Source organism: Undibacterium pigrum, assembly GCF_003201815.1.
Lineage (GTDB): Bacteria > Pseudomonadota > Gammaproteobacteria > Burkholderiales > Burkholderiaceae_D > Undibacterium > Undibacterium pigrum.
The window spans coordinates 127,967-154,072 of record NZ_QJKB01000010.1 but is presented as its reverse complement, the minus strand read 5'-3'; the positions used below and the strand labels follow the sequence as shown (position 1 = coordinate 154,072).

General features: G+C 48.7%; 31 protein-coding genes. 17 read left to right on the top strand and 14 right to left on the bottom strand.

From position 1 onward, the window contains the following. Nucleotides 1-131 precede the first annotated feature (131 nt). From DFR42_RS23235 to DFR42_RS23220, 4 genes are all read right to left on the bottom strand, one after another. The gene (locus tag DFR42_RS23235) at nt 132-767 is read right to left on the bottom strand and encodes an SMI1/KNR4 family protein (RefSeq protein WP_110257484.1); all 636 of its coding nucleotides are present in this window, start codon (nt 765-767) and stop codon (nt 132-134) included. 61 nt (nt 768-828) lie between these two features. Continuing rightward, nucleotides 829-1,734 carry a ribosome small subunit-dependent GTPase A gene (gene rsgA / locus DFR42_RS23230; RefSeq protein WP_110257432.1) on the bottom strand — a complete coding sequence of 302 codons (906 nt, stop codon included), beginning with the start codon at nt 1,732-1,734 and terminating at the stop codon, nt 829-831. Next, nucleotides 1,734-2,084: a 4a-hydroxytetrahydrobiopterin dehydratase gene (locus tag DFR42_RS23225; RefSeq protein ID WP_110257431.1), complete on the bottom strand. Its 351-nt coding sequence runs from the start codon at nt 2,082-2,084 to the stop codon at nt 1,734-1,736. Before DFR42_RS23225 ends, rsgA begins: the two co-directional genes overlap by 1 nt. Nucleotides 2,085-2,094: 10 nt before the next feature. After that, nucleotides 2,095-3,354 (bottom strand): M48 family metallopeptidase, encoded by a 1,260-nt coding sequence (locus tag DFR42_RS23220; RefSeq protein ID WP_110257430.1) that lies wholly within the window; start codon nt 3,352-3,354, stop codon nt 2,095-2,097. Between the two features lie 42 nt (nt 3,355-3,396). Between DFR42_RS23220 and orn the strand changes: the two genes are divergently transcribed. Next, entirely contained in the window at nt 3,397-3,993 is a 597-nt protein-coding gene (gene orn / locus DFR42_RS23215; RefSeq protein ID WP_110257429.1) for an oligoribonuclease, read from the top strand. A 101-nt stretch (nt 3,994-4,094) separates the two neighbouring features. Here orn and DFR42_RS23210 read toward each other — a convergent pair whose 3' ends face one another. Continuing rightward, nucleotides 4,095-4,529, bottom strand: coding sequence for a VOC family protein (locus DFR42_RS23210; protein ID WP_110257428.1), 435 nt, complete (start codon nt 4,527-4,529; stop codon nt 4,095-4,097). A 27-nt stretch (nt 4,530-4,556) separates the two neighbouring features. Then, nucleotides 4,557-4,913, bottom strand: coding sequence for an FKBP-type peptidyl-prolyl cis-trans isomerase (locus DFR42_RS23205; RefSeq protein ID WP_110257427.1), 357 nt, complete (start codon nt 4,911-4,913; stop codon nt 4,557-4,559). A 406-nt stretch (nt 4,914-5,319) separates the two neighbouring features. On the opposite strand from DFR42_RS23205, the gene DFR42_RS23195 reads away from it, so the two are divergent. The 7 genes from DFR42_RS23195 to DFR42_RS23165 all read left to right on the top strand — a co-directional run bounded on the left by DFR42_RS23195 (nt 5,320) and on the right by DFR42_RS23165 (nt 12,502). Further along, nucleotides 5,320-6,294 carry a YVTN family beta-propeller repeat protein gene (locus tag DFR42_RS23195; RefSeq protein WP_110257425.1) on the top strand — a complete coding sequence of 325 codons (975 nt, stop codon included), beginning with the start codon at nt 5,320-5,322 and terminating at the stop codon, nt 6,292-6,294. A gap of 43 nt (nt 6,295-6,337) precedes the next feature. Further along, nucleotides 6,338-7,081, top strand: coding sequence for a polysaccharide deacetylase family protein (locus tag DFR42_RS23190; protein WP_245937058.1), 744 nt, complete (start codon nt 6,338-6,340; stop codon nt 7,079-7,081). Then, the gene (locus DFR42_RS23185; RefSeq protein ID WP_110257423.1) at nt 7,081-8,061 is read left to right on the top strand and encodes a sterol desaturase family protein; all 981 of its coding nucleotides are present in this window, start codon (nt 7,081-7,083) and stop codon (nt 8,059-8,061) included. The genes DFR42_RS23190 and DFR42_RS23185 overlap by 1 nt, the downstream gene beginning before the upstream one ends. Then, on the top strand, nt 8,058-8,870 hold the full coding sequence (locus tag DFR42_RS23180; protein WP_342766864.1) for an EI24 domain-containing protein: 813 nt from the start codon (nt 8,058-8,060) through the stop codon (nt 8,868-8,870). The genes DFR42_RS23185 and DFR42_RS23180 overlap by 4 nt, the downstream gene beginning before the upstream one ends. 11 nt (nt 8,871-8,881) lie before the next feature. Then, nucleotides 8,882-9,682 (top strand): competence/damage-inducible protein A, encoded by an 801-nt coding sequence (locus DFR42_RS23175; RefSeq protein WP_110257422.1) that lies wholly within the window; start codon nt 8,882-8,884, stop codon nt 9,680-9,682. Then, nucleotides 9,679-11,031, top strand: coding sequence for a TAXI family TRAP transporter solute-binding subunit (locus DFR42_RS23170; protein WP_342766863.1), 1,353 nt, complete (start codon nt 9,679-9,681; stop codon nt 11,029-11,031). Before DFR42_RS23175 ends, DFR42_RS23170 begins: the two co-directional genes overlap by 4 nt. Before the next feature lie 166 nt (nt 11,032-11,197). Continuing rightward, nucleotides 11,198-12,502, top strand: a complete 1,305-nt coding sequence (locus DFR42_RS23165) for an acetamidase/formamidase family protein (RefSeq protein WP_110257421.1) — start codon at nt 11,198-11,200, stop codon at nt 12,500-12,502. Between the two features lie 62 nt (nt 12,503-12,564). Here the strand turns inward: DFR42_RS23165 and DFR42_RS23160 are convergent, their stop codons facing one another. Further along, nucleotides 12,565-13,434, bottom strand: a complete 870-nt coding sequence (locus tag DFR42_RS23160) for an alpha/beta hydrolase family protein (RefSeq protein WP_170133650.1) — start codon at nt 13,432-13,434, stop codon at nt 12,565-12,567. 105 nt (nt 13,435-13,539) lie between these two features. On the opposite strand from DFR42_RS23160, the gene DFR42_RS23155 reads away from it, so the two are divergent. Next, a complete protein-coding gene (locus DFR42_RS23155; protein WP_170133649.1) occupies nt 13,540-13,992 on the top strand; it encodes a MerR family transcriptional regulator in 453 nt (150 codons plus the stop codon). Nucleotides 13,993-14,056: 64 nt separating this feature from the next. Here the strand turns inward: DFR42_RS23155 and DFR42_RS23150 are convergent, their stop codons facing one another. Then, entirely contained in the window at nt 14,057-14,350 is a 294-nt protein-coding gene (locus DFR42_RS23150) for a hypothetical protein (protein ID WP_110257418.1), read from the bottom strand. 95 nt (nt 14,351-14,445) lie between these two features. On the opposite strand from DFR42_RS23150, the gene DFR42_RS23145 reads away from it, so the two are divergent. Together DFR42_RS23145 and DFR42_RS23140 are read left to right on the top strand one after the other, a co-directional pair. Further along, complete coding sequence (locus DFR42_RS23145) at nt 14,446-15,234, top strand: helix-turn-helix domain-containing protein (protein ID WP_110257481.1); 789 nt, start codon at nt 14,446-14,448, stop codon at nt 15,232-15,234. Nucleotides 15,235-15,271: 37 nt separating this feature from the next. After that, nucleotides 15,272-15,748: an SRPBCC family protein gene (locus tag DFR42_RS23140; RefSeq protein WP_110257417.1), complete on the top strand. Its 477-nt coding sequence runs from the start codon at nt 15,272-15,274 to the stop codon at nt 15,746-15,748. Between the two features lie 17 nt (nt 15,749-15,765). On the opposite strand, the gene DFR42_RS23135 is transcribed toward DFR42_RS23140, so the two are convergent. Next, nucleotides 15,766-16,113, bottom strand: a complete 348-nt coding sequence (locus DFR42_RS23135; RefSeq protein WP_245937055.1) for a hypothetical protein — start codon at nt 16,111-16,113, stop codon at nt 15,766-15,768. 153 nt (nt 16,114-16,266) lie between these two features. Next, nucleotides 16,267-17,376 (bottom strand): threonine aldolase family protein, encoded by a 1,110-nt coding sequence (locus tag DFR42_RS23130; protein ID WP_245937054.1) that lies wholly within the window; start codon nt 17,374-17,376, stop codon nt 16,267-16,269. Nucleotides 17,377-17,500: 124 nt separating this feature from the next. On the opposite strand from DFR42_RS23130, the gene DFR42_RS23125 reads away from it, so the two are divergent. From DFR42_RS23125 to DFR42_RS23100, 6 genes are all read left to right on the top strand, one after another. Further along, nucleotides 17,501-19,210, top strand: a complete 1,710-nt coding sequence (locus DFR42_RS23125; RefSeq protein ID WP_110257416.1) for a M14 family zinc carboxypeptidase — start codon at nt 17,501-17,503, stop codon at nt 19,208-19,210. A 101-nt stretch (nt 19,211-19,311) separates the two neighbouring features. Then, nucleotides 19,312-19,527, top strand: a complete 216-nt coding sequence (locus DFR42_RS23120; RefSeq protein ID WP_110257415.1) for a hypothetical protein — start codon at nt 19,312-19,314, stop codon at nt 19,525-19,527. Between the two features lie 18 nt (nt 19,528-19,545). After that, nucleotides 19,546-21,309 (top strand): tetratricopeptide repeat-containing diguanylate cyclase, encoded by a 1,764-nt coding sequence (locus tag DFR42_RS23115; protein ID WP_110257414.1) that lies wholly within the window; start codon nt 19,546-19,548, stop codon nt 21,307-21,309. Nucleotides 21,310-21,410: 101 nt separating this feature from the next. After that, entirely contained in the window at nt 21,411-21,680 is a 270-nt protein-coding gene (locus DFR42_RS23110; protein ID WP_110257413.1) for a hypothetical protein, read from the top strand. A gap of 109 nt (nt 21,681-21,789) precedes the next feature. Beyond that, entirely contained in the window at nt 21,790-22,617 is an 828-nt protein-coding gene (locus tag DFR42_RS23105) for an SAM-dependent methyltransferase (RefSeq protein ID WP_110257412.1), read from the top strand. A 326-nt stretch (nt 22,618-22,943) separates the two neighbouring features. Beyond that, complete coding sequence (locus DFR42_RS23100) at nt 22,944-23,333, top strand: hypothetical protein (protein WP_110257411.1); 390 nt, start codon at nt 22,944-22,946, stop codon at nt 23,331-23,333. Between the two features lie 121 nt (nt 23,334-23,454). Here the strand turns inward: DFR42_RS23100 and DFR42_RS23095 are convergent, their stop codons facing one another. The 4 genes from DFR42_RS23095 to DFR42_RS23080 form a co-directional block, all read right to left on the bottom strand. Beyond that, nucleotides 23,455-23,670: a DUF3820 family protein gene (locus tag DFR42_RS23095; RefSeq protein ID WP_110257410.1), complete on the bottom strand. Its 216-nt coding sequence runs from the start codon at nt 23,668-23,670 to the stop codon at nt 23,455-23,457. Nucleotides 23,671-23,674: 4 nt separating this feature from the next. Further along, nucleotides 23,675-24,334 carry a DUF2242 domain-containing protein gene (locus tag DFR42_RS23090; RefSeq protein ID WP_110257409.1) on the bottom strand — a complete coding sequence of 220 codons (660 nt, stop codon included), beginning with the start codon at nt 24,332-24,334 and terminating at the stop codon, nt 23,675-23,677. Nucleotides 24,335-24,385: 51 nt separating this feature from the next. Further along, nucleotides 24,386-24,583, bottom strand: coding sequence for a hypothetical protein (locus DFR42_RS23085; protein ID WP_211324398.1), 198 nt, complete (start codon nt 24,581-24,583; stop codon nt 24,386-24,388). Nucleotides 24,584-25,466: 883 nt separating this feature from the next. Continuing rightward, nucleotides 25,467-26,060, bottom strand: a complete 594-nt coding sequence (locus tag DFR42_RS23080; RefSeq protein ID WP_146218949.1) for a hypothetical protein — start codon at nt 26,058-26,060, stop codon at nt 25,467-25,469. Nucleotides 26,061-26,106 lie beyond the last annotated feature (46 nt).

Below are 26,106 nucleotides of genomic sequence, written 5' to 3'. Positions count from 1 at the left end.
CAGAAGTGCTAAATTTTTAATTTGTGCGTAATTGTGCATTTGGATGTTTTCAGCAAAATAATGGCACGGAATATCCATGAAACATTACATTTTGTCAATCTAATTGGCTTGGATGTCTTTTTGGCAATGCTTTAATATAACCATTTTCTGACAAGTTCTGAGCCATATCGTTGGGCCAGCAGATCAAGACCAGCGTCTTCATCCTCATGTATTTCTGCCAGGCAGCGTATCATCAGCGCATCCAGATATTCTTCCACTGAAGTGAAGAAAGGGTTGAGCATGCTGCCATCATCATGATCAAAATAAAAGACATTGCCGCTTTCACGATCAAAGCAAAACATATTGCCGTTGCCCAGATAATCACCAAAGACTATCATGTCTTCAAACAGCTCCATGACTTGCTCATCTTCGTGTTCCAGCAAATCAACGACGCCTGGATAGGCTTCCAGCAAGGGCTGTATGGGGGTGTCGCCAGCAGGGCTGATGCTGCATAACTTTTCTGCCAGAGATAGCGCGCCAAATTCGCGGTGGTAAGCCTTCAATCCTGCTGGCAGCGTACAAGACAAACGCGCTTCCAGATCAAGCAGATCAGCTTCACTCACCGGAGCAAAGCGGGCCTGGCTGACATGCCCCTCCCATAGTGCCGCATAGGCGATGATGACGGCACGATACCAGTCTGATCGCGTATAAGTCGCGGATAATACTGGCCAATTCAAGCCTGGGCAGCCAGATGGCGGCCAGTCATCGGTGTTTACTTCGTCTTGCATAGTATTTTTATTCGCTATGGTCAGATGTGATGCAGGCATTTTGAAATGCCCTCATCGTGTTTCAATACCCTACGGTCTGCTTGGATTCATGCACCAGTTGTTCAAACATATCATGCCGCATGGTTGAGATTTCGCCATCCTTGACTGCTGCCAGAATTGCACAACCAGGTTCGGTGTGGTGGTGGCAATTATAGAATTTACATTTGCCCAGATGCGGCAAGAACTCTGGAAAGGCGCGTTCCAGCATACCTTCACTAAGGTGATGCAAACCAAATTCCTGGAAGCCTGGTGAGTCGATTACATAAGAGTTTGCATCCATGTGATATAGGCGGGTAAACGTCGTTGTGTGTTTGCCGGTATCCAGTGCAGCTGAAATTTCGCGGGTGGCGATTTCTGCGTCGGGGATCAGCAAATTGATCAGCGAAGACTTGCCCATGCCAGACTGGCCGATAAGGATAGTGCTTTGGCCCTGCATCAGATTATGCATAAGCTGGCGCGTGCCTTCTGGATCAGTCCTGACCGAGACTTCATGAACAGGATAGCCCAGCTTGGCATACAGGCCAACGCGTTCTCTTGCCTTGGGTAGAGAGGCAGTGACGTCCACTTTATTCAAAATCAGATGCGGTTTGATACCTGATGATTCCGCCGCCACCAGGGCCCGTGATACCAGGTCATCAGTGAAGCTGGGTTCAGTCGCAACCACGATCAGCAGTTGCGTCAGGTTGGCTGCCAGCATCTTGGATTTATACTGGTCAGAGCGATACAGCAAAGTCTTGCGTGTGGTGATGGCTTCGATGACACCCTGGTTTTTGGATGTCAACGCGTATTCAACAATGTCACCTACCGAAACATCGCTCTTTTTACCGCGGGTAACGCAATGCAGTTTGTGCTGCTCGCCATCAATCTCGGCCTGCACCAGGTAATGGCGGCCATGGGCGGCAATGACTAAAGCCTGTGAACGCGCCATCAGGAAAAACTCTGTTGAAAAATAGCGTCTATCTTGGCGGCACAGATAAAGTCATTCTCTGAGATGCCACCTTTGCCATCATTGACGGTATGCGTATCAAATCTGATGACGCAGCGGTTGTAAGTCACAACCAGCTCAGGATGGTGATCTTCTGCATGTATCACGTAAGCAATCGCATTAATGAAAGCCAGGGTTTCATAGTAATTCTTGAACTGGAAAGTCCTGACAATGCGCGGGCCATCCTGGGTCCATTCAGGCGTGGCAGCAAAGTAGGCGGGCAGGCTGGCGTCATCCAGGCCGGTTTCTGTGTGCTGGGATTTTTTCGCCAGCAAGTCTGTAAATTTGATCATGGTATCTCCGTTATTGTGCAGCCAGCAGGTGGTTGATACGCACCGATGCTGAAGGGTGTGAGTCATAAAACGCCGAATGCAGGGGATCAGGCGTCAGGGTAGATGAATTGTCGTCATACATTTTGACCAGGGCAGTGATGAGGTCATTGGCATTGGTATGTTTGGCGGCAAAAGCATCGGCTTCGAATTCATGTTTGCGTGAAGTGATACCACCCAAAGGTGAAAAAATAAAAGTAAACACGGGTAATGAGAGCATCAACAGGATAATCGCCATTGCATCATTGTTCGTCATCAGCAGAGGATCGACACCCAAGCCTGTGTAAAACCAAATCTGGCTTTTCAGGTAGGCAAGCAATGCCATGACAGGAATAAGCAGGATGGTTGCAACCAGCAAGGATTTAAAAATGTGTTTGAGTTTGAAATGACCAAATTCGTGCGCAAGCACTGCCTCTATTTCATTGGGTTGCAGTCGCTCCAGTAAGGTGTCATAAAAAACGACGCGTTTGGTTTTGCCAAACCCCGAGAAATAAGCATTGCCATGGCTGGAACGTATGGATCCGTCCATGACAAAAATACCTCTCAAAGGGAAATCCACACGCTTGCTCAGGTTTTCAATTTTTTCTTTAACGTCAGCATTTTCCAGGGGCCAAAATTTGTTGAACAGAGGTGCGATGACAGTCGGTGAAATTAACATCACAAATATGAAAAAAAACACTGTAACTACCCAGGCATATAGCCACCAAAATTCCCCGGCTTTTTCCATTAGGGTCAACACTGCCCAGAAGAGCGGTAGCACCAATGCCACGAACAGTCCGGTATTCTTGACCAGATCAATAACAAATAAGCGACGCGTCATTTTATTGAAGCCGAAGTCCTTCTCCAGCACGAAATGCCTGTAGTACTCAAAAGGTAAATCGAGGATAGAGGTGATGACGCAGTAAGCAGCAATCAGACTGAGTTGATACAGCATTCCATGTTCTGCAAGTTTGAATAACTCATTAGCAAGAAATTGGAGTCCACCGAAAAAAGTAAATCCTACCAAGATGCAGGCACTGCTTAACTGGTATATAAGATAAAATTTTTTCTTTGCTATTGTGTACGCTGCCGCCTTTTGATGTGAAGCCAAAGTGATTTTGGCTGCAAATTGCTCTGGTACCTGCTCCTTGTGCCGCAATACATGACGGATCTGCCTTGACCCTAGCCAAAACTCAACAAGCAGGCCGACTAGCAGCAAGGAAACGAATAAAACCGAAAAAACGGATGAAATCATGGGAAAATGTGACATTCGATAAGTAATAGCCAAGGAAGAATTATGTCACAAGCGACCGACATTCAAACAAACACTGCAAATCCTGCCACGCCAGCTCGTCCAAATGAAATGAACCTGATCTGGCTGGACATGGAAATGACAGGCCTGGACCCGGATACAGATCGTATCATTGAGGTGGCCGTGGTAGTAACGGATTCACAATTGAATGTACTGGCGGAGGGCCCTGTATTTGCAATTCATCAATCTGATGAAACCCTGGACAAGATGGATAACTGGAACAAGGGCACACATGGCCGCTCTGGCCTGATCGACAAGGTCAAAGCCTCGACTGTGACTGAAGCGGACGCTGAAACCGCACTGATCGCTTTCCTGAAGCCCTTTGTCCCTGCTGGTAAATCACCTATGTGCGGCAATACAATTTGCCAGGACCGTCGCTTCATGGCGCGTGGCATGCCCAAGCTGGAAGCTTTCTTCCATTACCGCAATCTCGATGTGTCTACATTGAAAGAGCTGTGCCGTCGCTGGAAGCCAGAGCTGGCATCTGGTTTCAAGAAACACCAGAAGCACACTGCGCTGGCAGATATTCTGGAGTCCATCGAAGAGTTGAAATACTATCGCGAGCATTTCATTAAAGAATAAGCTGTATTCATCAAACTTGTAGCAAATAAGCAAAAAGCCAGGCTAAAACCTGGCTTTTTGCTTATTTGATCAGCTTGGCTAACTTATTTTGCTAAGCAGAGTCAGAAAAGTATCAATCCTTCATAAGGTTTGATTTTCAAACTCTCCAGCCTGGACTGCCAATCACCGACATGCAATTCCAGCTTGTGTCCGTCCGGGTCTGATAAATATAGCGAATCACCTTCGCTCTTATTGATTTTCCAGAGCTGCAGTTCGCCAGCATCCACCTTTTGAACAAAGGCCTGAAAAGCATCCGGTGTTACTGAGAATGCGCTGTGGGTATATTCTGCGGGAAGGCTGGTACGGCACTCACTGTCGAGCGACAGGCAAATCCAGTCTTCGCCAGCCAGCAGGTAGGCACCGTTTTTCCAGCGTGCAAGTGGCTTCAGGCCTAAGACTTCCACATAAAAGCGAAAAGAACGTTCCAGATCAGAAACGGATAAGGTCAGGTGATTCAAGCCAGTGACCGCGGCCACCGGCTTGTTCAAATCAGACATGCTGATCGTTGAGCGGGATAGAGGGGATTAAACGCCCAGCAATTCCACTTCAAATATCAGGGTTGCGTTGCCAGGAATAACACCACCAGCACCGCGTGGGCCATAACCCAGGCTGGAAGGGATAGTCAGAATACGTGTGCCGCCTATCTTCATGCCTTGCACGCCTTCATCCCAGCCCTTGATGACGTGGCCAGCACCCAGAGGGAAAGAGAATGGGTCATTGCGGTCTTTGCTGGAATCAAATTTTTTGCCAGCGCTGCCATCAGGATTTTGCAACCAGCCTGTGTAATGCACGACAACGTGGTTACCAGCCTGTGCTTCTTCGCCTTCGCCAACAACTTTATCTTCGTATTGCAGACCGCTTACTGTTGTAATAGTGCTCATTGTTTTTCCTTGGTTTCGCGTTCTGAAACGCTAGTCATTTAAGATTGCAGCTTTGTAAAAGCAAGACTGGGTTATGAACGCAATCAAATGCCTTACATCGCCAGATATTATTTAATTTATTGCTTATCAGTAATTTCACTGTGTCAGTGGCATTTGCAAAGACAAAATGAAGGACCGTTTTTCCATGAATTTTGTCATACATAGAAAAAAGCTGGCGCAATTGTAGAGCAAAAAGAAAAGCACGGGGGACAGTAGAAGTGCGTTTCTTGTCCTGAAAGCAAGGTCACGAAGCTTGATTTTGGACAAATTAAGTGAAAAAGCTAAAAAACAATTGAAGGAAAGCTCTTTCCTTATTGTCATGCGCTGTAAAATGCCAGTTCGATTTATTTTTTTGCGGTCTTCTTTCATGCGTAGTCGTATTTTGTTGTCGTCTTTGGCGTTTGCTTTCCTTTCCGGTTTTTCAGCACATGCTGCCCAGGCCAATGTCGTTGTGGTATTGAACTCGCGCGATGCAACTGTGAGCCTGCTGGACCAGACCACCTATAAAGAAATCAGCACGTTTCCTGTAGGCAAGGAACCTCATCACCTGATGGCCACGCCAGACAATAAGTCACTGATCGTGGCAAATGCTGTTGGCAATGAGCTGGTGTTTCTTGATCCCAAGACTGGCCAGATACAAAGGCGTATCAAGGATATCGCCGACCCCTATCAAATCGGTTTTTCCCCTGACCAGAAGTGGTTTATTTCAAATTCATTGCGGCTTGACCGTGTCGATTTCTATAAATTCGACGGGCAAGACATGAAATTGGTACAGCGCGTACCCTTGGCCAAATTGCCAAGTCATATGGCTTTTGATGCGGCCAGCACTACCGTATTCATCACCCAGCAGGGTAGCGACCAGATAACTGCCATTGATCTGGCGACGCAAAAGATCAAATGGACCATCCCTGTCGGCAAGCTGCCGGCCGGTATATCCATGACACCAGATGATAAATATCTGTTGGTCGGCATCATGGGGAGCAATTATGTAGAAGTCATCGACTGGCGCACCCAAAAAACCGTCAAAAAAATCAAGGCGGGCGATGGTACGCATAATTTCCGTGCCCTGGGCGACAAGCGTCACACCTTTGTCTCCAACCGTACTTCCAATGAAATCAATATCCTGGATCAGCAAACACTGGAAATTGTTGGCAGTATTCCCGTTCCTGGCGGGCCAGATTGTATGGAAGTCAGCGAAGACGGCAAGACCCTGTGGGCCACCCTGCGCTGGATCAAGAAGGTTGCAGTCATCGATATCCCTTCCCGTAAAGTCATCAAGATGATACCGGTAGGCCGTTCTCCGCATGGTGTCTACTTTGCTAACCGTGCTGGCAATATGTAAATTGCGCCGCTCTTTGTATCTGGCATTGCTGGCCGTGCTGGCAATGCCAGCGTCAAATATGGCTGTGGCAGCCAGTTGCAAAGGCACTATCTACCTCACGTTTGATACTGGCAGCCAGTCACAGGCAGAACTGATTGCGACTACCTTGCGCCGCCATCAGATCAAGGCGACGTTTTTTCTGGCCAATGAAAAAACTGTCCAGACTGATTATTCCCTGGACATGAGCTGGGCGCCTTACTGGAAAAAACTGGCAGAAGACGGCCATGCTTTTGGCAGCCATACTTTTGATCATGTCTATGTCGTCGGTGATTTGCCTGACGGGCGCATTGCCGTTAAGCCGCAGTTTGGTGCACAGGCTGGCCAGACCTTGCAATGGACAGCGCAAGAGTATTGCCAGGAATTGCGCCGGGTTGATCAGCGTTTTTTTGCCATGACAGGCAAGAAGCTTGATCCATTTTGGCGTGCTCCGGGTGGCAAAACCACCCACAATCTGCTGAAAGCCGGGCAGGCTTGCGCTTACCAGCATGTGGGCTGGGCACCAGCGGGCTTCTCCGGTGATGAGCTTTCCAGCGAAAAATTCAGTAATCCCATGCTGCTCAAGCGTGCTCTGAATACCCTCAAGGATGGCGACATTTTCATGGCACATATGGGTATATGGTCACGCAAACAGGCCTGGGCACCAGAAAATCTGGAGCCACTGATTAGCGGCCTTGAGCAAAAATCCTTTTGTTTTGCTACTCTACGCGAACATCCCGCTTACCAAAATTTACATCAGCAGAAAAAATAATGACTATTTCCGATCTGTTCACAAATCTGCAAGCCTGGATTTTTGAAACGATAGTACAGCCCGCCATGTTTCATCTGGGACTGGGTGAATTTGTGGAAGATGCCTTCGAGGGTGTTGAATGGTTCATCCTTGGGGTTTTGCAATTGATCGTGCTATTCCTCATCTTGCGACCACTGGAAGCCTGGGTGCCTGTACATGAAATCAAAAACCGCTATGCGCGCTGGAATGATTTCATTTATACCGCATTGCACAGGCTGGGGGCTTTTTCCATCCTCGTGTTTTTTGTGCTTGATCCCTTGCTGGATCAACTGACGGCCATGCTGCATTTACAGGGTGTGAATCCCTTCAACCTGGAAAATATCTGGCCAGACATGTTGCAATATCCGGTCTTGCTATTCCTGGTGTATCTGGTTGTCCTGGACTTTTTTGATTACTGGTATCACCGCGCCGAACATCAGTTCAACTGGTGGTGGGCCTTGCATAGCCTGCACCACAGCCAGCGCGACATGAATTTGTGGAGTGATAACCGTAATCATTTGCTCGATGATTTTTTACGCGATATCTATATGGGCCTGATTGCCATCGTCATTGGTGTCGAGCCTGGGCAATACGTCATGCTGGTGATGGCGTCGCAAATGCTGCAGAGCCTGCAACACGCGAATGTACGCATACACTTTGGCCGCATCGGTGAATACCTGCTGGTGTCGCCACGCTATCACCGTACCCATCATGCCATAGGCATAGGCCATGAAACCCATGGCAAAGGTACTTTGGGCGGGCACAATTTTGCGGTGCTGTTCCCGGTCTGGGATGTGTTGTTTGGTACGGCGCTGTTTGCCAAGGAATTTGCCATGACCGGCATACGTGATCAATTGGCCGCGCCGGAAGGCAGCGCACGCAACTATGGCGAAGGATTCTGGTCGCAGCAATGGCTGGGTTTGAAGCGCATGTGTGGATTTGACAAGGAAAAACAAACATGAATCTGGCATCTGTAATACGTGCATGGGGCAGGGCCGTGGCTGCGCAAATGCACTACCGCATGTTGCTGTTGACGCTGCTGCCTTTCGTGCTTGCTTTCATTGTGTGTGGCGTGCTCATGTACCTGGGTTTGCAAGAGTCGATAGATTTTGTCCATGCCTGGCTGATGGAACATGATGGTTTTTCCAAAGAACACGGTATCCTGGCCAAGATTGGATTGCTTTCCCTGAAGATGATTATTGGCCCCTTTGTGGCCATGTGGGTGCTATTGCCCATCATGGTATTTACGTCCCTGCTGTGCATCGCCATGTTTGCCATGCCTGTCATCAATAAACATGTTGGAACAAGAGATTATCCTGAACTTGAGCAAAAGAATGGCGGTACCCTGCTGGGCAGCATCTGGCATTCCTTGTCATCTTTCGGTATTTTCATCGTCGTCTGGCTGGTGACTTTGCCACTTAACCTGATACCTTTTGTGAGCCTGGTCTTGCAGCCACTGCTATGGGGCTGGCTGACTTGCAGGGTCATGGTGTACGATGCCCTGGCACTACATGCCGATGAAGAGGAAAGAGCTAGCCTGGTGCAAGAGCATCGCTGGTCTTTGCTGTGCATAGGCATTATCGCTGGACTGTTTGGCGCAGCACCAGGCTTGCTGTGGCTGGGCGGTGCCATGTCCACCCTGTTTTTGCCTGTATTGGCGGGTGTGGCAATCTGGATTTATGTCCTGGTTTTTGTATTTACCGGTCTGTGGTTCCAGCATTATTGTCTTGAATCCCTGCAGCGCCATCGGTCAGCGCAGGCAGCTGTATAAAAGGAGAAATTGTGGCAATCGGTCTGATTATCGTTGGCGATGAAATTTTGTCCGGCAAGCGCGAAGACAAACATATGTCCAAAGTCATCGCCTTGTTGAAGGCGCGTGGCATGCAACTGGACTGGGTTGAATACATAGGCGACAACCGCGAGCGTATTACCTCTACCCTGATGCGCAGCTTTGCCAGCGGCGATGTGGTGTTTTCCACCGGGGGTATAGGTGCAACGCCAGATGACCATACACGCCAGTGTGCCGCCGCCGCGCTGGATTTGCCGATAGTCCTGCATCCCGAAGCCAAGCTCCTGATACAGGAGCGCATCATGGATATCGCCAAAGAAAAAGGTGAAGTCGCTGACCTGACTACGCCAGACCATCAGCATCGTTTGAAAATGGGCGAGTTCCCACTGGGGGCTGACATTATTCCCAACCCTTTCAACAAAATCGCCGGTTTCTCCATACGCAATCACTTTTTTGTCCCCGGTTTCCCTGTCATGGCCTGGCCTATGCTGGAATGGGTGCTGGATACGCATTTTTCTCATCTGTTTCATCAGCATGCGCAATTTGAACAGTCAGTGCTGGTGTATGAAATTGCTGAATCCATCGTTACACCTTTGATGGAACAACTGGAAGCAGATTTCCCGCTGATTAAAGTCTTCAGCTTGCCCAGTGTCGGCAGTGCAACTGAACGCAGACATATAGAACTGGGTGTCAAGGGTGATGAGCAGCAAGTGCCCCTTGCCTATGTAAAAATGCTGGAAGGCTTGCAGCAATTGAAAGCAGAATACATTCCTACACCTGTCAAGACCGCATGAAAATGCAAAAAATCAAATTCACCCTCTTCAATATACGTGATCTGCTGCTCGCATTTGGCCCGGTCACACTGATGGTGGTGATAGTTTGCGGCGTAGGGTACTGGCTGGTTGATCCGGCACCACCGCGCGTCATTGATATTTCCAGCGGACAGGAAAATGGTTCTTATGAGCGCTTTGCCAAACGCTATGCGCAAGAACTGCAAAAGAACCAGATCACCTTGCGCCAGCAAATTTCGCAAGGCTCGGAAGAAAACCTGAACCGTATCAGCGACCCTGATTCTGAAATTGAAGTCGGCTTTGTACGCAGTGGTTCTACCGATGAAGCACAGGCCCATGAACGCGGCCTGATTTCACTGGGCAGTCTGTTTTACGAACCTATCTGGGTGTTTTACCGCAGCCCGAAAGAATTGACGACGATCAGCCAGTTCAAGGGCAAAACTGTCAATGTAGGCCCTGACGGCAATGGTGTTGCCAAACTTTTCAGCCAGATTTTAAGTGTCAACAGCATGTCGGAAGAAGATGTGACGATACAAAAACTGGCAGATACCCCAGGGACGGTCGCCTTACTGGAAAACAAGGTCGATGTACTGATCTTCAGCTCAGCCAGTGATTCACCGCTGGTACAAATGTTATTGCAGACTCCCGGCATACGCCTGTTTGATTTTGTCCAGGCAGAAGCCTACACAAGGCGCTTCCCGTTCTTATCGCACGTCGTGCTGCCGCGTGGCATTGTCGATATAGGCAAGGATATTCCTGCCCATGATTATCATTTGATTGCGCCAACCGCGACCCTGGTCGCCCACGAATGCCTGCATCCTGCATTGATGGGTTTGTTGCTGCAAGCTGCCCACAGGATACATAGCGGGGCCGACTGGTTCAGCCGCCAGGGTGAATTTCCATCCGATAAATATACCGAAATACCAGTAGCGCATGAGGCCGAGAAATTTTATAAAAATGGCCCACCCGTATTGCAGCGTTACCTGAGTTTCTGGATAGCCAATTTCATAGAGCGCATGTGGGTGGTCATCGTCGCGCTTGGTGCCTTGTTCCTGCCACTGTCCAAGATCATCCCGCCCTTGTATGTCTGGCGCATACGCTCACGCATTTACCGCTGGTACGGCCAGTTGCGTATGGTAGAGCAGGCCATAGAAGATGTTGCGGTTGGCGACAGGCAAAGCGTTGCACAGGATCAGTTACGCAATCTGGATGAGATAGAAGAAAAGGTCAATCGCATTACCATCCCCCTGTCTTATGCTGAAGAGTTATATGGTCTGCGCAGCCATATCCATTTTGTACGTTCGCGGGTGCAGACCATGCTGAGTGCTGCTGTGGAGCAGGCCGCGTCATAATGGAATAGCATTTTTGCTGAAGTGCAGTGGGCTGAGAGCCCCATATTCCCATGAATATGCAGTCTGGTTAGCCTGATTTGCATTTCGTCGCAAACACAAAAGCCAGCAATTTCTATGAGATAGAATATTTTTTGTCATTCTACTTATTCTATCCATAGGAAAAACCATGCTGCGATATGCGATGCTGTTGATCTTTCTTGTCCCGGGTTTGGGTGTTGCAGCAGATGAAGAGCACTGGCTCATCCAGCTGGACAGGTGGGGAAACCGTTCTTATCAAAGCCTGATACTGACAACGCAGGGCAATCATATCAGCGGCAAGCTGGATGGCGATAACCTTGTTGGCACGCGCAATGCCACAGGCATGGTGTTTACCGTGACCGACGCAGACAAGGCAAGCTACGTATATACAGCTACAGTCGCAGCCACAAGCAGTGCAGACGGCATGCAGGGCACGGCAGATTTCCCAGATACAAATAATCCACAGGCGAGAGCCACACATACATTCACCGCACGCAAGCTACCTGATCGTCCTGCCGGACCTGCGCGACAATACGATTTCCAGCCCGCCGATTATTCCAATGAATTCAGCCCACACCGCTTGCCCGTATTAACTATCTGGCCTGGTGACACGGTCAAGACAAAGACCGTAGATTCTGGCGGCGTTGATGAGCATGGTGTTACCAAAGCCTTGTATGGCAATCCGCAAACCGGGCCATTTTTTATCAGCACGGCTGAACCGGGTGACACCCTGGTCATACATTTGAAGCGCTTGCGCCTGAACCGTGATTATGCAGACAGCCTCGACAGCATCGTCGGCAGGGCCATGGGACCAGCCTTGGCAGTAAAGGCAGAAAGTCTCGGCAAGCCCATACGCTGGAAACTGGACAGGCAACGCGGTTTGGCCAGCCCGGAAAACCCGACAGAAGGCTTGCGCATGTTAAGCCTGCCAGTCCGGCCTATGCTGGGTGGGCTGGCGGTTGCGCCTGGCAATGGTTCGCCACCAATCTCTACCGGCGACACGGGGCGCTTCGGCGGCAATATGGATTTTAATGAAGTGGTCGAAGGCAATACCGTTTACCTGGCTGTGCAACAACCCGGTGCTTTGCTCTACCTGGGGGATGCACATGCCTTGCAGGGTGATGGCGAAACTTCGCAATATGCACTGGAAACATCGATGGATGTGGAATTTACCGTGGATGTCATTAAAGGAAAAGCGGTCACTACACCGCGGGTAGAGTCCCCAACGCAAATCATGGTGCTGGGGCAGGCAGGTTCACTGGACGATGCCCTGCGGGTTGCGACCAATGGCATGGTGCAATGGCTGCAACAGGATTACGGGCTTAGTTTATCTGAATGCGCGCAGATATTTGGTAGCGCAATTCATTTTACGATTCCCAACCTGGCAGGGCGCAGTGTGGGTGTAGCTGCAAAGCTGGATAAGACTGTGCTGGCTAATTTGCGTCGACGCTGAGACGTGTGCTTTGTTGAATACCTCTTCTGCTGACATTCATCAGCAGAAGAGGTCTGGTATTTTTACTTTACTGTTTCTTCCGATGATAGCCAGGTGTCCAGCAATGGCCACAAACCCTGGTTATCGCGCTTGAAGAATCCGAAATGGCCTATGCTCTTCAGGCCATGTTCAACTGGCCGGATTTCTCTATGTAATTTTTCAGCACGAGGAAAATGATCAAGTAAATCCCTCACAGTACCCGGTGGAGAAAACCCGTGGTCATCGGCAAAGGAGAGGGAGAAAATCTTGCCGCTATAATTTGTATAGCCAGCGGTATCGATGCCCTTGTCTGAAAACAGATAGTCGTCGGCCAGGCTCCAGTTGCGCCAATCCCATGCTACGCCTCTGGGCAAGTCATGTCCTACACCAGCCTTGCCAGGGAAATAACCCAGACCATGCAAGAACAAAGGCGTGAGCAAGTGCCAGGCGAATAACATGCGTGGCCATTGTCCCCTTGGGTAAAGGCGCCAGTTGCAGGTGCCTGAAGCGAGCAGGATCAGCCGCGGTACATGTTGCAGGGCAGGGGCCAGGGCTGCCAGGTGCCCGCCTGAACTATGTCCCAGTACGGTCACTTGTTCCCAAGGCACGGCGAGGGTGCTGACCGTAGAGCGCAGGACGGCATCCATATCCAACTGGCCCCAGTCACGCATGCGTGCTGTCTCCTGCTTTGCGTGGCCCGATTGCGATGCGCCTATGCCGCGGGCATCCCAGGTCAATACGTCATAGCCATTGTGGGACAGGTGTAGTGCCAGGTGACGATAAAAACCTTGCGGAACACCGGTGGCTGAGTTGATCACAATAACACCGCGGCGCTTTGTTGCCTGGTCTGTCGCCTGGTGCGGGAACAGGGTATTGGCAAGTTGTCTGCCATCTGCACAAATGATATTCATCATGGGTAAGCGAGCCTGGTTCTGATAGAGAATTGCATGCATTGAGTAGACGCCTAAAACGTCTGCAAACCATGGTAATCTATGGACTTAACTCCACAGTCAAGCACTATGCGTATTTCTGAACTGGAACAATTATCCGGGCTTAGCCGCGACACCATACGCTACTATGAGCGCATAGGTTTGCTCGCATCGCCACCACGTTCCGACAATGGTTATCGCAGCTATGAAGCCCATACTGTGGACATCCTGAAATTCATCAAGATGGCGCAGCAAATAGGTTTTTCACTGGATCAAATGCGAGAGGCCTTGCCTCATTTAAGCCAGCCACCAGAGCGATGTGAAGAGTTGTTGACTGCCATGCTGGAAAAACGGCAAGAGATCATCCAGCGTATTGCCGATGAAAAGGCCAGGCTGGCATTGCTGGATAAACTGATGCAAAAATTTCTGGGCGAGCAGAGTCAGACTGCATATATGGACGAGAAAAAATGCCAGTTACAGCAGAATGCAGATCAAGATGTATCTGCACTCTGTAAACTGATGCATGCTTCAAAATTATGCTGATTGCTGGCAGCGCTGGTTCCAGTGTTTTTCCCAGCGCCGCCCATCCATTTAATACCAACTCAGATCATGCTATCGAAGCGGTAGCGGACCCTGTGCCTGCATTTGCCATGTGCTGGTCTATCACTGCGCGCAAGTTTGTATCGGTAATCGTCAATACATCAAAGACATGCAAGGCCTTCAATGCGGGCAAGGCTTCTATGATCATGTCTTGCGCCTGCTGGCGCTGCTCGCTGCTGCTTGCAGGGTTGCTGAAACTCATGGCATTGGATAAAAACGCGGCGATGGTACCTTTCCTGATTTGCATGCCACCAAAGTTTGCGCTGTTGATATTGTCTGGGAGTACGTCTTCTGCTTTCATGATTTTTCCTTGTCCATTCGTGAATAAAGTTGATGCGGTGTGGAAGCTGTATCTTGATCCTCATGCACAAAAAACGCTTGCGATATAATGCCAGCATGTATCGCATTGAGGCCAAACCACTTCCTTTGATTTCTCCCGCACGCGCCAATGAGAGTAATGGCGCGCTGGTGTATGCCGTTATTGCCAGCGGGGAGGTTAGGCAGACGCCCGAACATAGCCATGAGCGCGGTCAGATCGTGGCGGCGACTTCAGGCGTGCTGGTGATTGCTACCGGGCACCAGCATCTCATCGTCCCTGCGGGTTATGCCATCTGGCTGCCGCCCCATCATGTCCATGCCATGCGCAGCAGTCATGTATTTACCGGGTGGAGTGCTTATGTCGCTTCTTGTGATGACTTGCCTGTGCAAGCGCAGATTTTGCAGGTATCCGGTTTATTGCGCGAAGCGGTATTGCGGGCCGCGAGCTGGCCAGAGCCTGATCATTTGCACCCGGCGCAAGAACGGGTGCTGGCCGTCATCGTCGATGAAATTGCCGGTTTGCCGCGACAGGAATTCATATTGTCCATGCCGGCAGACCGTCGCCTTTTGAAAATCGCCACAGCCCTGCTTGAAACGCCAGGCGATACACGCTCCATGCAAGACTGGGCAAGCTGGGCTGGCATAGCACCACGTACCTTGACACGTCACTTTGCGCAGGAAACCGGCATGAATTTTTCTGACTGGCGTCAGCGAGCGAGGCTCATGCATGCCCTGGAATTACTCGCAGGTGGAACGCCTGTGACCAATATTGCGCTTGAGCTTGGCTACGATAGCCTGAGCGCCTTCATCGCCATGTTCAAGCGTCATTTTGGTATGCCGCCCAGCCAGTTTGCAGGCAGGGATTAAGGCGTATCATTGCAGAGCCAGAGAAAGGGAATAGATCATGCTTATCAAGCACGAATTTGAAGTCAGGGCCAGCGCCAAATATTTGTTTGATCTGACCCAGGATTACACGCTCAGGGCAGAATGGGATACCCTGACCACAGAAGCCTATCTGCTTAACGATGCCAAAGAGGCAGCGCTGGGAGTGCAGGCGCGCTGTATAGGTGGCAATGGGCTGGCGATGGACATAGAATATATGTCGTATAAACCTAATGAGGTAGCCGCCGTTACCATGGTCAGCGGCCCCTATATCTTTGATCATTTTGCTGGCGGCTGGCAGTTCAAAGCTTTGTCTGATGAACTCACGCGAGTGCGTTTTTCTTATAATATCACTGCCAAGCCAAGATGGCTGTCATGGATTTTGACACCCATACTGTGCTTCAAATTCAAGCGTGAAACAGAAAAACGCATTGTCGCCCTGACAGCCTACGCTGAACGGCAATTTCCTGCCGTTCAAGCCAGCTTGAATGCCATTTAATGCACTCAGGTCGAATATCAGGTTGAGTATTGGCGGCTTAGCGCAGGTGCTTTGCTTTTGGATGTTGTATGTGTACTGTGATGTTTGGGCTGAGGATAGGTAATCAGGAAAGTCTGCCTTTTATCACCCATCAGTGCGCGTAACTCCTTGATACTGAGGTCGCTGATCTCGTGCATGCTGATCATCAGCGATGCGCCTATGGGCAAACGCAAGTGGCGGATTTTGCTAATCACAGGTGGGGCCACATCCAGCATCTTTGCCAGGGCTGCATCATTTTTTAAGCGCAAGCGCCTGATCAGGGTATCAAACAGGCGATTGGGATCATACTTGACTTTATCCGACTGTGGATTGAGTAGGTCGCTCATTATTCATCCTTTACGTTTCTTAAGTTCATGAAGCAAGTGCAGTAAGCTTAATAAACAGAAGAAACTTTGTATGTGCGCGAACTCACATAAGGAATGAATGGTAATGGATAGCAAGGAATCACAATGTCTCGTGAGCGGCCTGCTTAGTTCTGCTTACTCCTGCTTATTCTGCTTTTGCAGGGCATCAGCCAGCAAGCGCAAGGCTTTTCTGACCACCTCATTGTCCAGCACCAGCAAATTGTCACCCACATACCATTCAAACATGCATTGCTCTGGCAATGCCGTATGCACGGCATTATTGAATAGCCATATCCCGTGTTCCTGCGCGATACGATTACGGATGGCGATTGCGGTTTCCCGTGTAACAGGCAAATACAGGTGCAACATATTGCATTGAGGCGTTGCCGGATTGGTTTTGAATTGTGGGTAGGCACGCAATTCTTCATACAGCCATTGCGTACGCGCAAAACAGGCGGGCATCGCGGCCAGCCTTTCATCAAGCTGCATGGCGGCTGCCACGACATAGGGACTGCGGCGAAATACACTGCCGCCTTGCCTGTGCATCCAGACTCTGGCTTTGGCAATGAATTCTGCACTGCCCAGTAACATGGCACCACCCAGCCCGCCTATACCTTTGTAAAAGGATACATAGGCCGTATCAAAGCCCGCAGCTACTTCGGCCAGGCTGCGGCCGTAACCTGCGGCAGCTTCCCACAGACGTGCGCCATCCATGTGCAGATGGATATCCTGTTCCCGGCAATAGGTTTTTATGTCATTCAATTCTTCCCACGCTGGCAATTGCCCACCTATTTCACGCATGGGCAATTCATACTGGGCGGCGGCGATTTTTTCTGGTTGAGCCTGCAAGTCCTTCTTTGTCCATGGGCGATGTGGATTGCCAATTTGCAGGGCCTGGAAATGTTGCAGCAATTGATAATTGCTTCCCTCGTGGATGAGGATATGCGAGCTGGCATGCAGGGCGACCAGTGAGCTGCCTCTTTCTTCACAGGCCAGGCGCAATGCCGTGACCTGGGTCAGGGTGCCAGTGATGCAAAACAGTCCCGCTTCCATGCCGAGCAGGGCTGCGACTTTTTTCTCGAAGCCTTGCACCAGTTCACCTTCGCCATAGGTGTCATGCTTTACCTGATGCTCTTCGCACCAGCCTGCCATGCGCGCAAAGCTTTCTGCCGGGCTTAAGGTGCGATGTCCCGGTAAAGTGACGGTACAACTCAGGCGCAATGTGCTTATTTCAGCATCGGTCACAATATTCTCCTGCAATATATTTGGAATGCAAAAAATGTTTCGGCTAAGCATCAGTATGCCATGCCGATTTGCTGACTTGTACGCTAAAATCCCAGAATACATTTACTTTCAACTGGTCTAGCGCATGTCATCACATACCAACTATCCTGCTGACTTCATTACACCCTATGAAGCTGGCAATCAAAACCAGACTACCACCTGGGAAGCCTGCATACAGTTTTATCAGAATCTTGCTACGCAATTTCCTGGTATTTTGCAGTTTAGCCAGATCGGCGTGTCCGACAATGGCAAGCCCATCCATGCAGGCATAGTAACGGCAGATGGCGTGTTTGACCGGGCCCGTATCAAACAGGAACAGCGCCCCATCTTTTTTAATAATAATGGCATACACCCAGGCGAGCCAGAAGGCATTGATGCCTGCATGGCCCTGGTACGCGATTTTTGCTTCCAGCCTGAACGTCTGGCTGCATTGGGTAAGACAGTCTTCCTGTTCATTCCTGTCTACAATGTCGATGGCTGTCTCAATCGCCAGAATACCTCGCGTGTGAACCAGGATGGGCCTGAGCAATTCGGTTTCCGGGGTAATAGCCTGCATCTGGACCTGAATCGTGACTTCATCAAATGCGATAGCGAAAATGCCCAGGTCTTCAATCGCTTTTTCAGCGAATGGAGCCCGGATGTCATGGTCGATACCCATACCTCAAACGGTGCGGATTATCACTACACCATGACCCTGATACAAACCCAGGCCGACAAGCTGGGTTATGGCCTTGGGCCATTCCTGCGCAATACCATGTTGCCGGCAATTTATGCAGAAATGCAGACGCGCGGCTGGCCGACTTGCCCCTATGTGAATCCAGTCAAGGACAGCCCTGACCACGGCATAGAAGATTTTCTCGAAACACCGCGTTTTTCTACCGGTTATGCAGCACTGCATCACACCATAGGTTTCATGCCAGAAACCCATATGCTGAAACCTTTCGCCGATCGTTATGACTCCATGCGTGCCCTGGTGGAGACAGTATTGGCATTCACGGTGGCGCATGGAGCACAAATCCAGTCCTTGCGCGCCGAGGCACGTCTGGCTGTCAGCCAGGCACAACAAGTCGCTGTTCACTGGGCAGCAGATCATGACCAGCCTTCGAGCTTCCTGTTCAAGGGATATCAGGCGGTATATAGCCCCAGCGTGCTGGGCAATTACACCCGTCTGTCATATGACCGCAGCCAGCCATGGGAAAAACCTATCGCCTACTACGACCATTTTGTCGCCGATATCAGCGTAGCCAGGCCCAAAGCCTACCTGATACCACAAGCCTGGCGTGCAGTGATAGAGCGCCTGCAATGGAATGGCGTGCAAATGCACAGGCTGGACAGCGACACCAGCTTGCAGGCCCAGGTCTATGGCATACAGTCTGTACAGTCCCGCCCACATGCCTATGAAGGCCATATGTTCCACGACGACGTGCAATTGCAACAGTTTGAAGAGAGTATTGTTGCCCATGCTGGTGATTATCTGGTATCACTGGATCAGCCAGATGCACGCTATATCGTCGAGACGCTGGAACCGCAAGGGCATGACAGCTTCTTCCGCTGGGGCTTCTTTAATAGCGCCCTGGAAAAGAAAGAAGCTTATTCAGATTATGTATTTGAAGACACTGCTACTGAGATACTGAACACCGAACCAGAAGTGAAGCAGGCTTTCGAGCAATGGAAGCAGGCAAATCCAGAGTTGTTGAGCAATCAGCAGGCTGTGCTGGACTTCATTTTCAAGCATTGTGCCAAGTACAAAGAACCAGAATGGCGACGCTATCCGGTGTTGCGCATAATGCATTGATATTTTGAAAATTGTTACAAGTTTTTACAGAAACATAATAGAATCTTCCGTGGTATTACCTGTAGTTTCATTCACGGAAGTTTATTGAAAGGTTAAAAGTCATGTCTAAATTGCTTGAGTATTTGAATACACTGGATAAAGATGCGGCTGCGCGTGAGGCGCATGCTAAAGACCCAAACGGAGCGATGCAAAGTTTTGGTTTGAATGATGATGAACAGACAGCCTTATTGTCACGTGATAAGCAAACTGTTGCAGATTCTTTGGGGATTTCAGCCGAAGAATTGCCTGCTATTGATTCTGTTGAGTCTCCATACTAGTCACAATTATTGTAATTGATGATGAGCTTCCGGCATTTAAGAATAGTAGTTTCGGTTGTGCTATTGATTGCCGGAAGCATTGTATCCTCCTATGCACAAGAAAAAAGCACATTAACTATTGATGAGTTGCTTGTACAGGCTGGAAAAGAAATAAAATTTTCTCCAGAAAAAACTACAGATACACTTTCTAAGTTGCAAGCATTCCAATCTCAATTTAATGAAGAGCAACGGGACAGGTTTTACGTGCTTGGAGCTTCTGCTTTTGGATTCAAGGGGCGACATAAAGAAAGGGTGGAGTTAGTTCGCTCCATCATTGATAAAGTCACTAACCCCGATAATAAAGTCCGGCTTTTATATCAATTATCTTCAGGGTATACCCATCTTGGAGAGTATGAGCATGCTTTGGTCGCAATGAATGAAAGTATTTTGTTGTTACCAAAGTTGAAAAGTCAATTTGCGAAAATGGATACATTGCAGGCTGCAATTACCCTGCTTAATTCTTTGCGCGCATTTGATGAGTCCTTAGCTTATGCGGAGAGACTTGTTGAAGTTGGAAATGAAGATGAAAAAACTAGCGTAAAGTGTGTTGGTGTTGCCGATCAGGTTGAAATCAATTTATTGCGTGGTGAAAGACAGCGGGCAAGAGCTATATTGCCTGAAGCTATACGCATATGTGATGAAAGAGGCAGCATGGTAATTTCGCAGATATTGCGCGCATTGGCTGCAATCGATTTAATAGACTCTGGCAACTATCTTCAGGGAAAAGGAGCCGGAATACCATTGCTCAAAGAATTTCTCGAAGTGAATAAAGGTTCTGACTATAGAACTCAGCTCGAAGAAGCCTTGGCAAGGGCCTTTTTAAATACAGGTAACTTAGAGCAAGCAGAGCACTATGGTGTGCTTTCTTACCAGCACGCAAAGTCAGGTAATGCTGTTCACTTGATGGAAAAAACAGCAGAAACAATGGCGAGCATCAAACGAGCGCAGGGGCAGTACCCAAGTTCTCTTGAATATTATGAGGCAGCTCTGGTATTAAAGAATCGCGTTTTAGATGATCAGTTGCATAAAAATTTGGCATTTCAGCGCGTCAAATTCGATACGCAAGATAAAGCAAATCAAATGAGTTTGCTTGAACAAAAGAACAAAATTCTGGCAGTTGAACGTGAGCTGGAAAAAAAGAATAATCAAAATCTTTGGTTGTTTATTTCTTTGGTAGTAGTCATTTTGGTCGTATTAAGTTTATGGCTCATTAAAACCTTGCAACAGAAAAATCAATTCCGCCAGTTTTCACAAACAGATGGCCTGACTCAGGCTGCCAATCGTATGCATTTCATTAGCTTTGCCAATGACGCATTTAAAATGCGCACTGGCAGTGTCAGTGTCATTTTGTTTGATATGGATTTGTTTAAGAATATTAATGATACTCATGGCCACGCAACGGGTGACTGGGTTTTGAAAGCCGTTAGCGAAACTGTCAAAACACATTTACGTAAAGTGGATTTGTTTGGACGCCTTGGAGGCGAAGAGTTTGGTATCTGCATGCCTGATTCAAGCCAGGCCTCAGCCTTGCAACTTGCTGAGCGCTGCCGTATGGCAATTGCCATGATAGATACCGAACCCAGCGGTCATATGTTCTCCTTGTCTGCCAGTTTTGGTGTCGCCACGGTAGATGGAAATGGCCTTAGCAATTTTGATGAAACCCTGGAAGCTGCTGACAAAGCACTGTATAGATCCAAGGCGGAAGGGCGCAACTGTGTGAATGTTTTCAGACAGGCATCCTGATATTTAATGATTATTAAAAATATATTTTACCTTGCTTTAAAATTAAGAATAAAATCATCAACGGTATTGCCCCCGATGTTTTAAAAGCCAAGGAGAAAAGTATGTCCAAGCTATTAGATTATCTGAATGCCCTAGACACAAATGCCATGCTTATTCAGGCACACAAATCTGATCCATTGAAAACCAGCCGTGAATTTGGTTTGTCTCACGACGAGCAACAAGCCTTGGTTCTTCAGGATAAACAAAAAATAGCAGCGTTTCTTGATATTCCATTTCGCGATTTTGATGCAATTGACTCACTTGTTGGGCACTTTGATGCGGATGGCAATCAAAAGTCTGCGAATGTCGATGAAGCAGAACTTGTTGACTAACTTGTTATTTTACCAAGCCAATTAATTATTTCTGAGCCAGGCCGTAGCTTCGCGACCAGGCTCAGTTTGGCAAAATTACAGTATTTCCAATACCTACATCTAAAAATCTATGACAAATCAAAAACAAGGTTCACTGGTCTGTGTCGGCACAGGTATGCGTATGGCCGGGCAATTGACGCCGATTGCGCAAAGCTATATGGAATCTTTCGATATCGTCATTGCGGCGGTGCCCAATATTTTTACGCGCAAATGGTTGCAAGGTGTTGCCAGGGAATATGTCTGCCTGAATGACCACTATGAAGACACCAAGGTCGATGGTAAAACCCGGCGCGATACCTACCGGCGTATGGCCGACACCATTTTGAAAGAGGTTCGCGCAGGCAAGAAAGTCTGCGCTGCCTTCTACGGCCACCCAGGCATCTTCGCCTGCATCTCGCACATGGCGATTGCCGAGGCGCGTGAAGAGGGTTATGACGCGCATATGGAACCAGGTATTTCTGCGCTTGATTGTCTGGTCGCTGACCTGGGTATAGATCCTGGCAGCCACGGCATGCAATCCATGGAATCTACCCAGTTCATGATCTATAAACGGACTCTGGACCCGACTGCCTTGCTGGTGCTGTGGCAAGTAGGCATCGCTGGGGACTTGACCTTGAAGCGCTTCGATACAGAATCAGCGCATCTGCAAATACTGGTGAACAAGCTGGCACAGTATTATCCGCTGGATCATGAAGTCATTTTGTATGAAGCTGCCACAGATCCACTGGAAAAAACACGTATAGATAAGCTGCCTCTGGGGGATTTGCCTAAGATGTCTTACAAGCAAATCACGACACTGGTAATACCACCAGCGCAAACCCTGGAAAAAGATCAGGCGATTATTGATGAACTCAATGCTCTTGCAGCTTTGAGGGCACAAGTCCCGCAGGCAGCCTGATCGAAATTGCTGGCTGTCATTCATTCCGGGCAGTCCTGGATATAGCTGAGCCTGTCCGATAACGATAAGCCTTTTATAGCTAACGCTGATTGCGTTAGCTATGAGAGGCTTTTTTATTGGCCGTCTGTAATGCAGATTGCCTGCTAAAGCCTGCATACCACTTTTAAAAGTGCGTAAAAGAGTCCAGGTGTTTAATTTACAAGTATATTTATCAGGTCTGCCAGGTTACAAATATCTGCTTTCAATTTGATTTACACTTATTTAGAATTGGTCGCGTGAGACAAAATGGTTTGTCAACATGTTGGGGGATACTGATGAAAAAAATGATGAAAAACACTTTGTTGGGACTGGCTTTGGCTGGTAGCTTGTCGGTGGCCTTTGCTGAAGGCGTGGACACTTCTGTTGATGGTATTTTTAATGCTTTGACGACAACAAGCAATTTGCAGGCAACTGTAGATGGCCTGGTTGCCAGTGGTGCTAATCCACAATCCATCGTTTCTGTGGCTGCTGCTGCAGGCATTCCGCTGGATACTGTCAAGGATTTGCAAGTGTGCGTCAATTCTTCAGCACCAGATGCGACTGTATTGAGCGCTTCCTGCATGAGACAGCGCAGCCTGGTAACTGCCTATGCTGCAGGTGTGAATGACCCTATGAAATATTTGCCAGCAACTGCTGCAGGCAAGCGTCAGAACAAAGACGTCAGCAAAACCAACTGATACGTCCGGTTTTGAAAAAAGGCAGGCATGTTGATCATGTCTGCCTTTTGTCATTCTGGCCTGACCGTCTGGCCGGGACTGAACTGCGATGTGTGTCATGTGTGCCGTGTGTCTGCCTTGTTCAAGCCTTTTTCCTGAGCGGGGCCAGCAATTCACCAAGATCATTGTGATCGATCTCATACATCAATTCCAGCAGGCGACCTATTTCACCTTTGGGAAATCCTTCCCGCGCAAACCAACCCAGATAATTGCCAGGCAAGTCGGCGATAACAGTGTCTTTATATTTGCCATAAGGCATTTTAAAACTCAATAGTCTTTGCAGGTCATCGGCTTGCATGCGCTTAATCCTCTGTTTTTTTAGCGGATTCAGTTGGCGGTGCTGTACTTGTTGCAGCCTGGCTGGCAGTAGCCGGGAGTGTGGGAGCAGGTGGCGCTGTGGCTGCCTTCTTTTCTTCTTCCACTTCCTGCACATAGGGTACGCTGTCCAGATAGCGGTCTACCAGCTCAAAAAATTGCTCATAAAACTGGCCAGTGGGAATGGTTTCGCTGGCAACCTTGACCAGTGCATCATCTGTAGAGCCAAATGGCAGGGATACCGAGCCTATGGCGCTGACGCCTATGCTGGCAGAGGTATTGCTTTTCTTTAGTGAATAACGGTCACGTACGGCATTGGCAAAGACGGTGGTGCTATTGCTGCCCTTGCTGTCCGCCACGCAAACGACATTGAATTCAATTTCTGCATGTACATCCGCTTCAGGCTGGTATTTCCTGCGGCCTTTGAGTACCGAAGGCTTCCAGTCGCTGATGACATAGCCCTGGCTCAGCAGTGCGCGGCGCGCAGCTTCGCAGGCACTTTTTTCAGTACCGGGAAAGCTGCGGGTAAATACGCCAGTGGCACCGAATTCTTCATGCTGCAGCCCCGCATGTTTGGAGCTGGTGGTGCAGGCGCTTAACAAGGCAAGAGCGAGTGTGAGTGGTACTAATAATTTGCGGTGAATCATCTTTATTTCAATTAATTGCTAGTCGAGGCTAGTATCTGAGGATACGGGCGCTTAAGCCAGCGCTTCCTTGGCTGCCTCTTCGGGTGTTAATCCATCAAAAAACAGATCGGTGAACCATTCTATCTGTTCCTCTATATGATCTTGTGCCTGGTTGACGGTAGCGCCGCCAGCGACCAGGAAGCCTTCTACTTCGGTACACCAGGCGATCAACGCCTCGGTTTCCGGGTCCAGTTCATTCTTTTTTGCCATGATATTTCTTTCTTGCCTAATTGAGCGTAGCCTCTATTTTAACTTGCCAGCACCCGGAAGGTGTTACGACAGCATTAAATACCAATTGGCCAGTGCTATATTGTTAAGATATAACGCGGTAAGAGCTAGTTTGGGTGACAGAGACGTGAAATTTAAAGAACTAAAATATTTTTACGTCTCATCAAGATCATCATTGCAGCACTGGTGTTCATCACCTCGGTGCACAGTGATATTGCTTCGATGGGCGGGTGCACTTGAAGTGCTATGGCCTGTTTCATCAGTGCATCACTGATTTCACTGAGAACAGGTTCTCTGTTCTCAAATATTGTTGAACCTGGCAGTTCACTGGCGATGAATCTACCTGGACGTGAATGCGATTGTTGAGCTGGCGGCTTCGTTACTGAACTTCAGGAACTCTTGAAGCATGTTTTTCCCCAGAGCTTCGCCTGTGGCGACTATCGTACAGAGACTGTATAGCTACGACGTGACGCTATACAGCTTCAGTTTCAACTAGAACTCATTTCATAAATAGGGGGGAGTGCGAACAAGGCGATTTGGGATGCAGTGCAAGGCGCGGCGCTGCTAAGGCTCCTGCCTTAGCGAAGGAGGGGGGCATTACGCGCAGCAATGCGCCCAAATCGTCAGTTCATTAAGGGTTTGTCTCATAACGCGTAATAGACTGGGTGAATTTGTTATCAATAACACCGCTATCGACTGCCATGTTCACACTAACAGCCGCAGTTATGAGACAAACGCATCTCATGGATATTTATGAAATGAGTTCTAACTATTGCAGATGCGCAGTCATGCGATTACGTTTTGCAAATCCTTGTTATGGTTTGACAATACTCAACTCTCATTCAAGTCTTTACTCGCCATGTTTTCATTTAAAGCGCATCGCCTTCAACAAAAGTAGTGCCGCACTTTCTGCATTTTGATCAGGTGCCGGTGGTCCCCAGCCTTTTTCTCTTGGCATCACCATGGGGGCATAACTTGTGCCAATGATATGGTAGGTCGTCTTACCATTGACAAAGATATAGTTTGAAGACACGTGGTGAGGCTTGTTTTGGACCGACACTTGATGGAAATAATGCAGAAAATTGCCCAGAGATTTGTTGTGTTGCAGTGTCGATAAAATAATGTCTTTATGCGTGTCAAGTGCACTCTTGATCGTTTTTAATAAGTCCGCGCTGTCGCCATCCACCGGTGGTGGCAAGGTGATTACTTCATAGGTGAACGGGAACATGCGTCCATTTGACACAATTTTCACTCCCTGCACTACGTTCGCTTCAGGAGAAAATTCAGAAATTTCCAGAGCCTGGGGATCCAGCGCTTCGATCTCGCTCAGATCAAGGCTGTAGGGCTTATCTTTAAAAATCGCTGCAGTGTCAGTTGCTGCTGACGCTGCTGGCGCAAGCAAAACCATCAGCAGTAATATCACGACACGGGGTAAAGCTTGAAGTCTCTGCACCTTCATTGATCAGCCTTGTTAAAAAGTTATAGCGACAGTCTATGCGAAATTG

Excerpts from the sequence above, each read along its gene's own strand:
- DFR42_RS23235 (WP_110257484.1), bottom strand. The coding sequence starts at position 767 with ATGCAAGACGAAGTAAACACCGATGACTGGCCGCCATCTGGCTGCCCA.
- rsgA (WP_110257432.1), bottom strand. The coding sequence starts at position 1,734 with ATGGCGCGTTCACAGGCTTTAGTCATTGCCGCCCATGGCCGCCATTAC.
- DFR42_RS23225 (WP_110257431.1), bottom strand. The coding sequence starts at position 2,084 with ATGATCAAATTTACAGACTTGCTGGCGAAAAAATCCCAGCACACAGAA.
- DFR42_RS23220 (WP_110257430.1), bottom strand. The coding sequence starts at position 3,354 with ATGATTTCATCCGTTTTTTCGGTTTTATTCGTTTCCTTGCTGCTAGTC.
- orn (WP_110257429.1), top strand. The coding sequence starts at position 3,397 with ATGTCACAAGCGACCGACATTCAAACAAACACTGCAAATCCTGCCACG.
- DFR42_RS23210 (WP_110257428.1), bottom strand. The coding sequence starts at position 4,529 with ATGTCTGATTTGAACAAGCCGGTGGCCGCGGTCACTGGCTTGAATCAC.
- DFR42_RS23205 (WP_110257427.1), bottom strand. The coding sequence starts at position 4,913 with ATGAGCACTATTACAACAGTAAGCGGTCTGCAATACGAAGATAAAGTT.
- DFR42_RS23195 (WP_110257425.1), top strand. The coding sequence starts at position 5,320 with ATGCGTAGTCGTATTTTGTTGTCGTCTTTGGCGTTTGCTTTCCTTTCC.
- DFR42_RS23190 (WP_245937058.1), top strand. The coding sequence starts at position 6,338 with ATGCCAGCGTCAAATATGGCTGTGGCAGCCAGTTGCAAAGGCACTATC.
- DFR42_RS23185 (WP_110257423.1), top strand. The coding sequence starts at position 7,081 with ATGACTATTTCCGATCTGTTCACAAATCTGCAAGCCTGGATTTTTGAA.
- DFR42_RS23180 (WP_342766864.1), top strand. The coding sequence starts at position 8,058 with ATGAATCTGGCATCTGTAATACGTGCATGGGGCAGGGCCGTGGCTGCG.
- DFR42_RS23170 (WP_342766863.1), top strand. The coding sequence starts at position 9,679 with ATGAAAATGCAAAAAATCAAATTCACCCTCTTCAATATACGTGATCTG.
- DFR42_RS23165 (WP_110257421.1), top strand. The coding sequence starts at position 11,198 with ATGCTGCGATATGCGATGCTGTTGATCTTTCTTGTCCCGGGTTTGGGT.
- DFR42_RS23160 (WP_170133650.1), bottom strand. The coding sequence starts at position 13,434 with ATGATGAATATCATTTGTGCAGATGGCAGACAACTTGCCAATACCCTG.
- DFR42_RS23155 (WP_170133649.1), top strand. The coding sequence starts at position 13,540 with ATGCGTATTTCTGAACTGGAACAATTATCCGGGCTTAGCCGCGACACC.
- DFR42_RS23150 (WP_110257418.1), bottom strand. The coding sequence starts at position 14,350 with ATGAAAGCAGAAGACGTACTCCCAGACAATATCAACAGCGCAAACTTT.
- DFR42_RS23145 (WP_110257481.1), top strand. The coding sequence starts at position 14,446 with ATGTATCGCATTGAGGCCAAACCACTTCCTTTGATTTCTCCCGCACGC.
- DFR42_RS23140 (WP_110257417.1), top strand. The coding sequence starts at position 15,272 with ATGCTTATCAAGCACGAATTTGAAGTCAGGGCCAGCGCCAAATATTTG.
- DFR42_RS23135 (WP_245937055.1), bottom strand. The coding sequence starts at position 16,113 with ATGAGCGACCTACTCAATCCACAGTCGGATAAAGTCAAGTATGATCCC.
- DFR42_RS23125 (WP_110257416.1), top strand. The coding sequence starts at position 17,501 with ATGTCATCACATACCAACTATCCTGCTGACTTCATTACACCCTATGAA.
- DFR42_RS23120 (WP_110257415.1), top strand. The coding sequence starts at position 19,312 with ATGTCTAAATTGCTTGAGTATTTGAATACACTGGATAAAGATGCGGCT.
- DFR42_RS23115 (WP_110257414.1), top strand. The coding sequence starts at position 19,546 with ATGATGAGCTTCCGGCATTTAAGAATAGTAGTTTCGGTTGTGCTATTG.
- DFR42_RS23110 (WP_110257413.1), top strand. The coding sequence starts at position 21,411 with ATGTCCAAGCTATTAGATTATCTGAATGCCCTAGACACAAATGCCATG.
- DFR42_RS23105 (WP_110257412.1), top strand. The coding sequence starts at position 21,790 with ATGACAAATCAAAAACAAGGTTCACTGGTCTGTGTCGGCACAGGTATG.
- DFR42_RS23100 (WP_110257411.1), top strand. The coding sequence starts at position 22,944 with ATGAAAAACACTTTGTTGGGACTGGCTTTGGCTGGTAGCTTGTCGGTG.
- DFR42_RS23095 (WP_110257410.1), bottom strand. The coding sequence starts at position 23,670 with ATGCAAGCCGATGACCTGCAAAGACTATTGAGTTTTAAAATGCCTTAT.
- DFR42_RS23090 (WP_110257409.1), bottom strand. The coding sequence starts at position 24,334 with ATGATTCACCGCAAATTATTAGTACCACTCACACTCGCTCTTGCCTTG.
- DFR42_RS23085 (WP_211324398.1), bottom strand. The coding sequence starts at position 24,583 with ATGGCAAAAAAGAATGAACTGGACCCGGAAACCGAGGCGTTGATCGCC.
- DFR42_RS23080 (WP_146218949.1), bottom strand. The coding sequence starts at position 26,060 with ATGAAGGTGCAGAGACTTCAAGCTTTACCCCGTGTCGTGATATTACTG.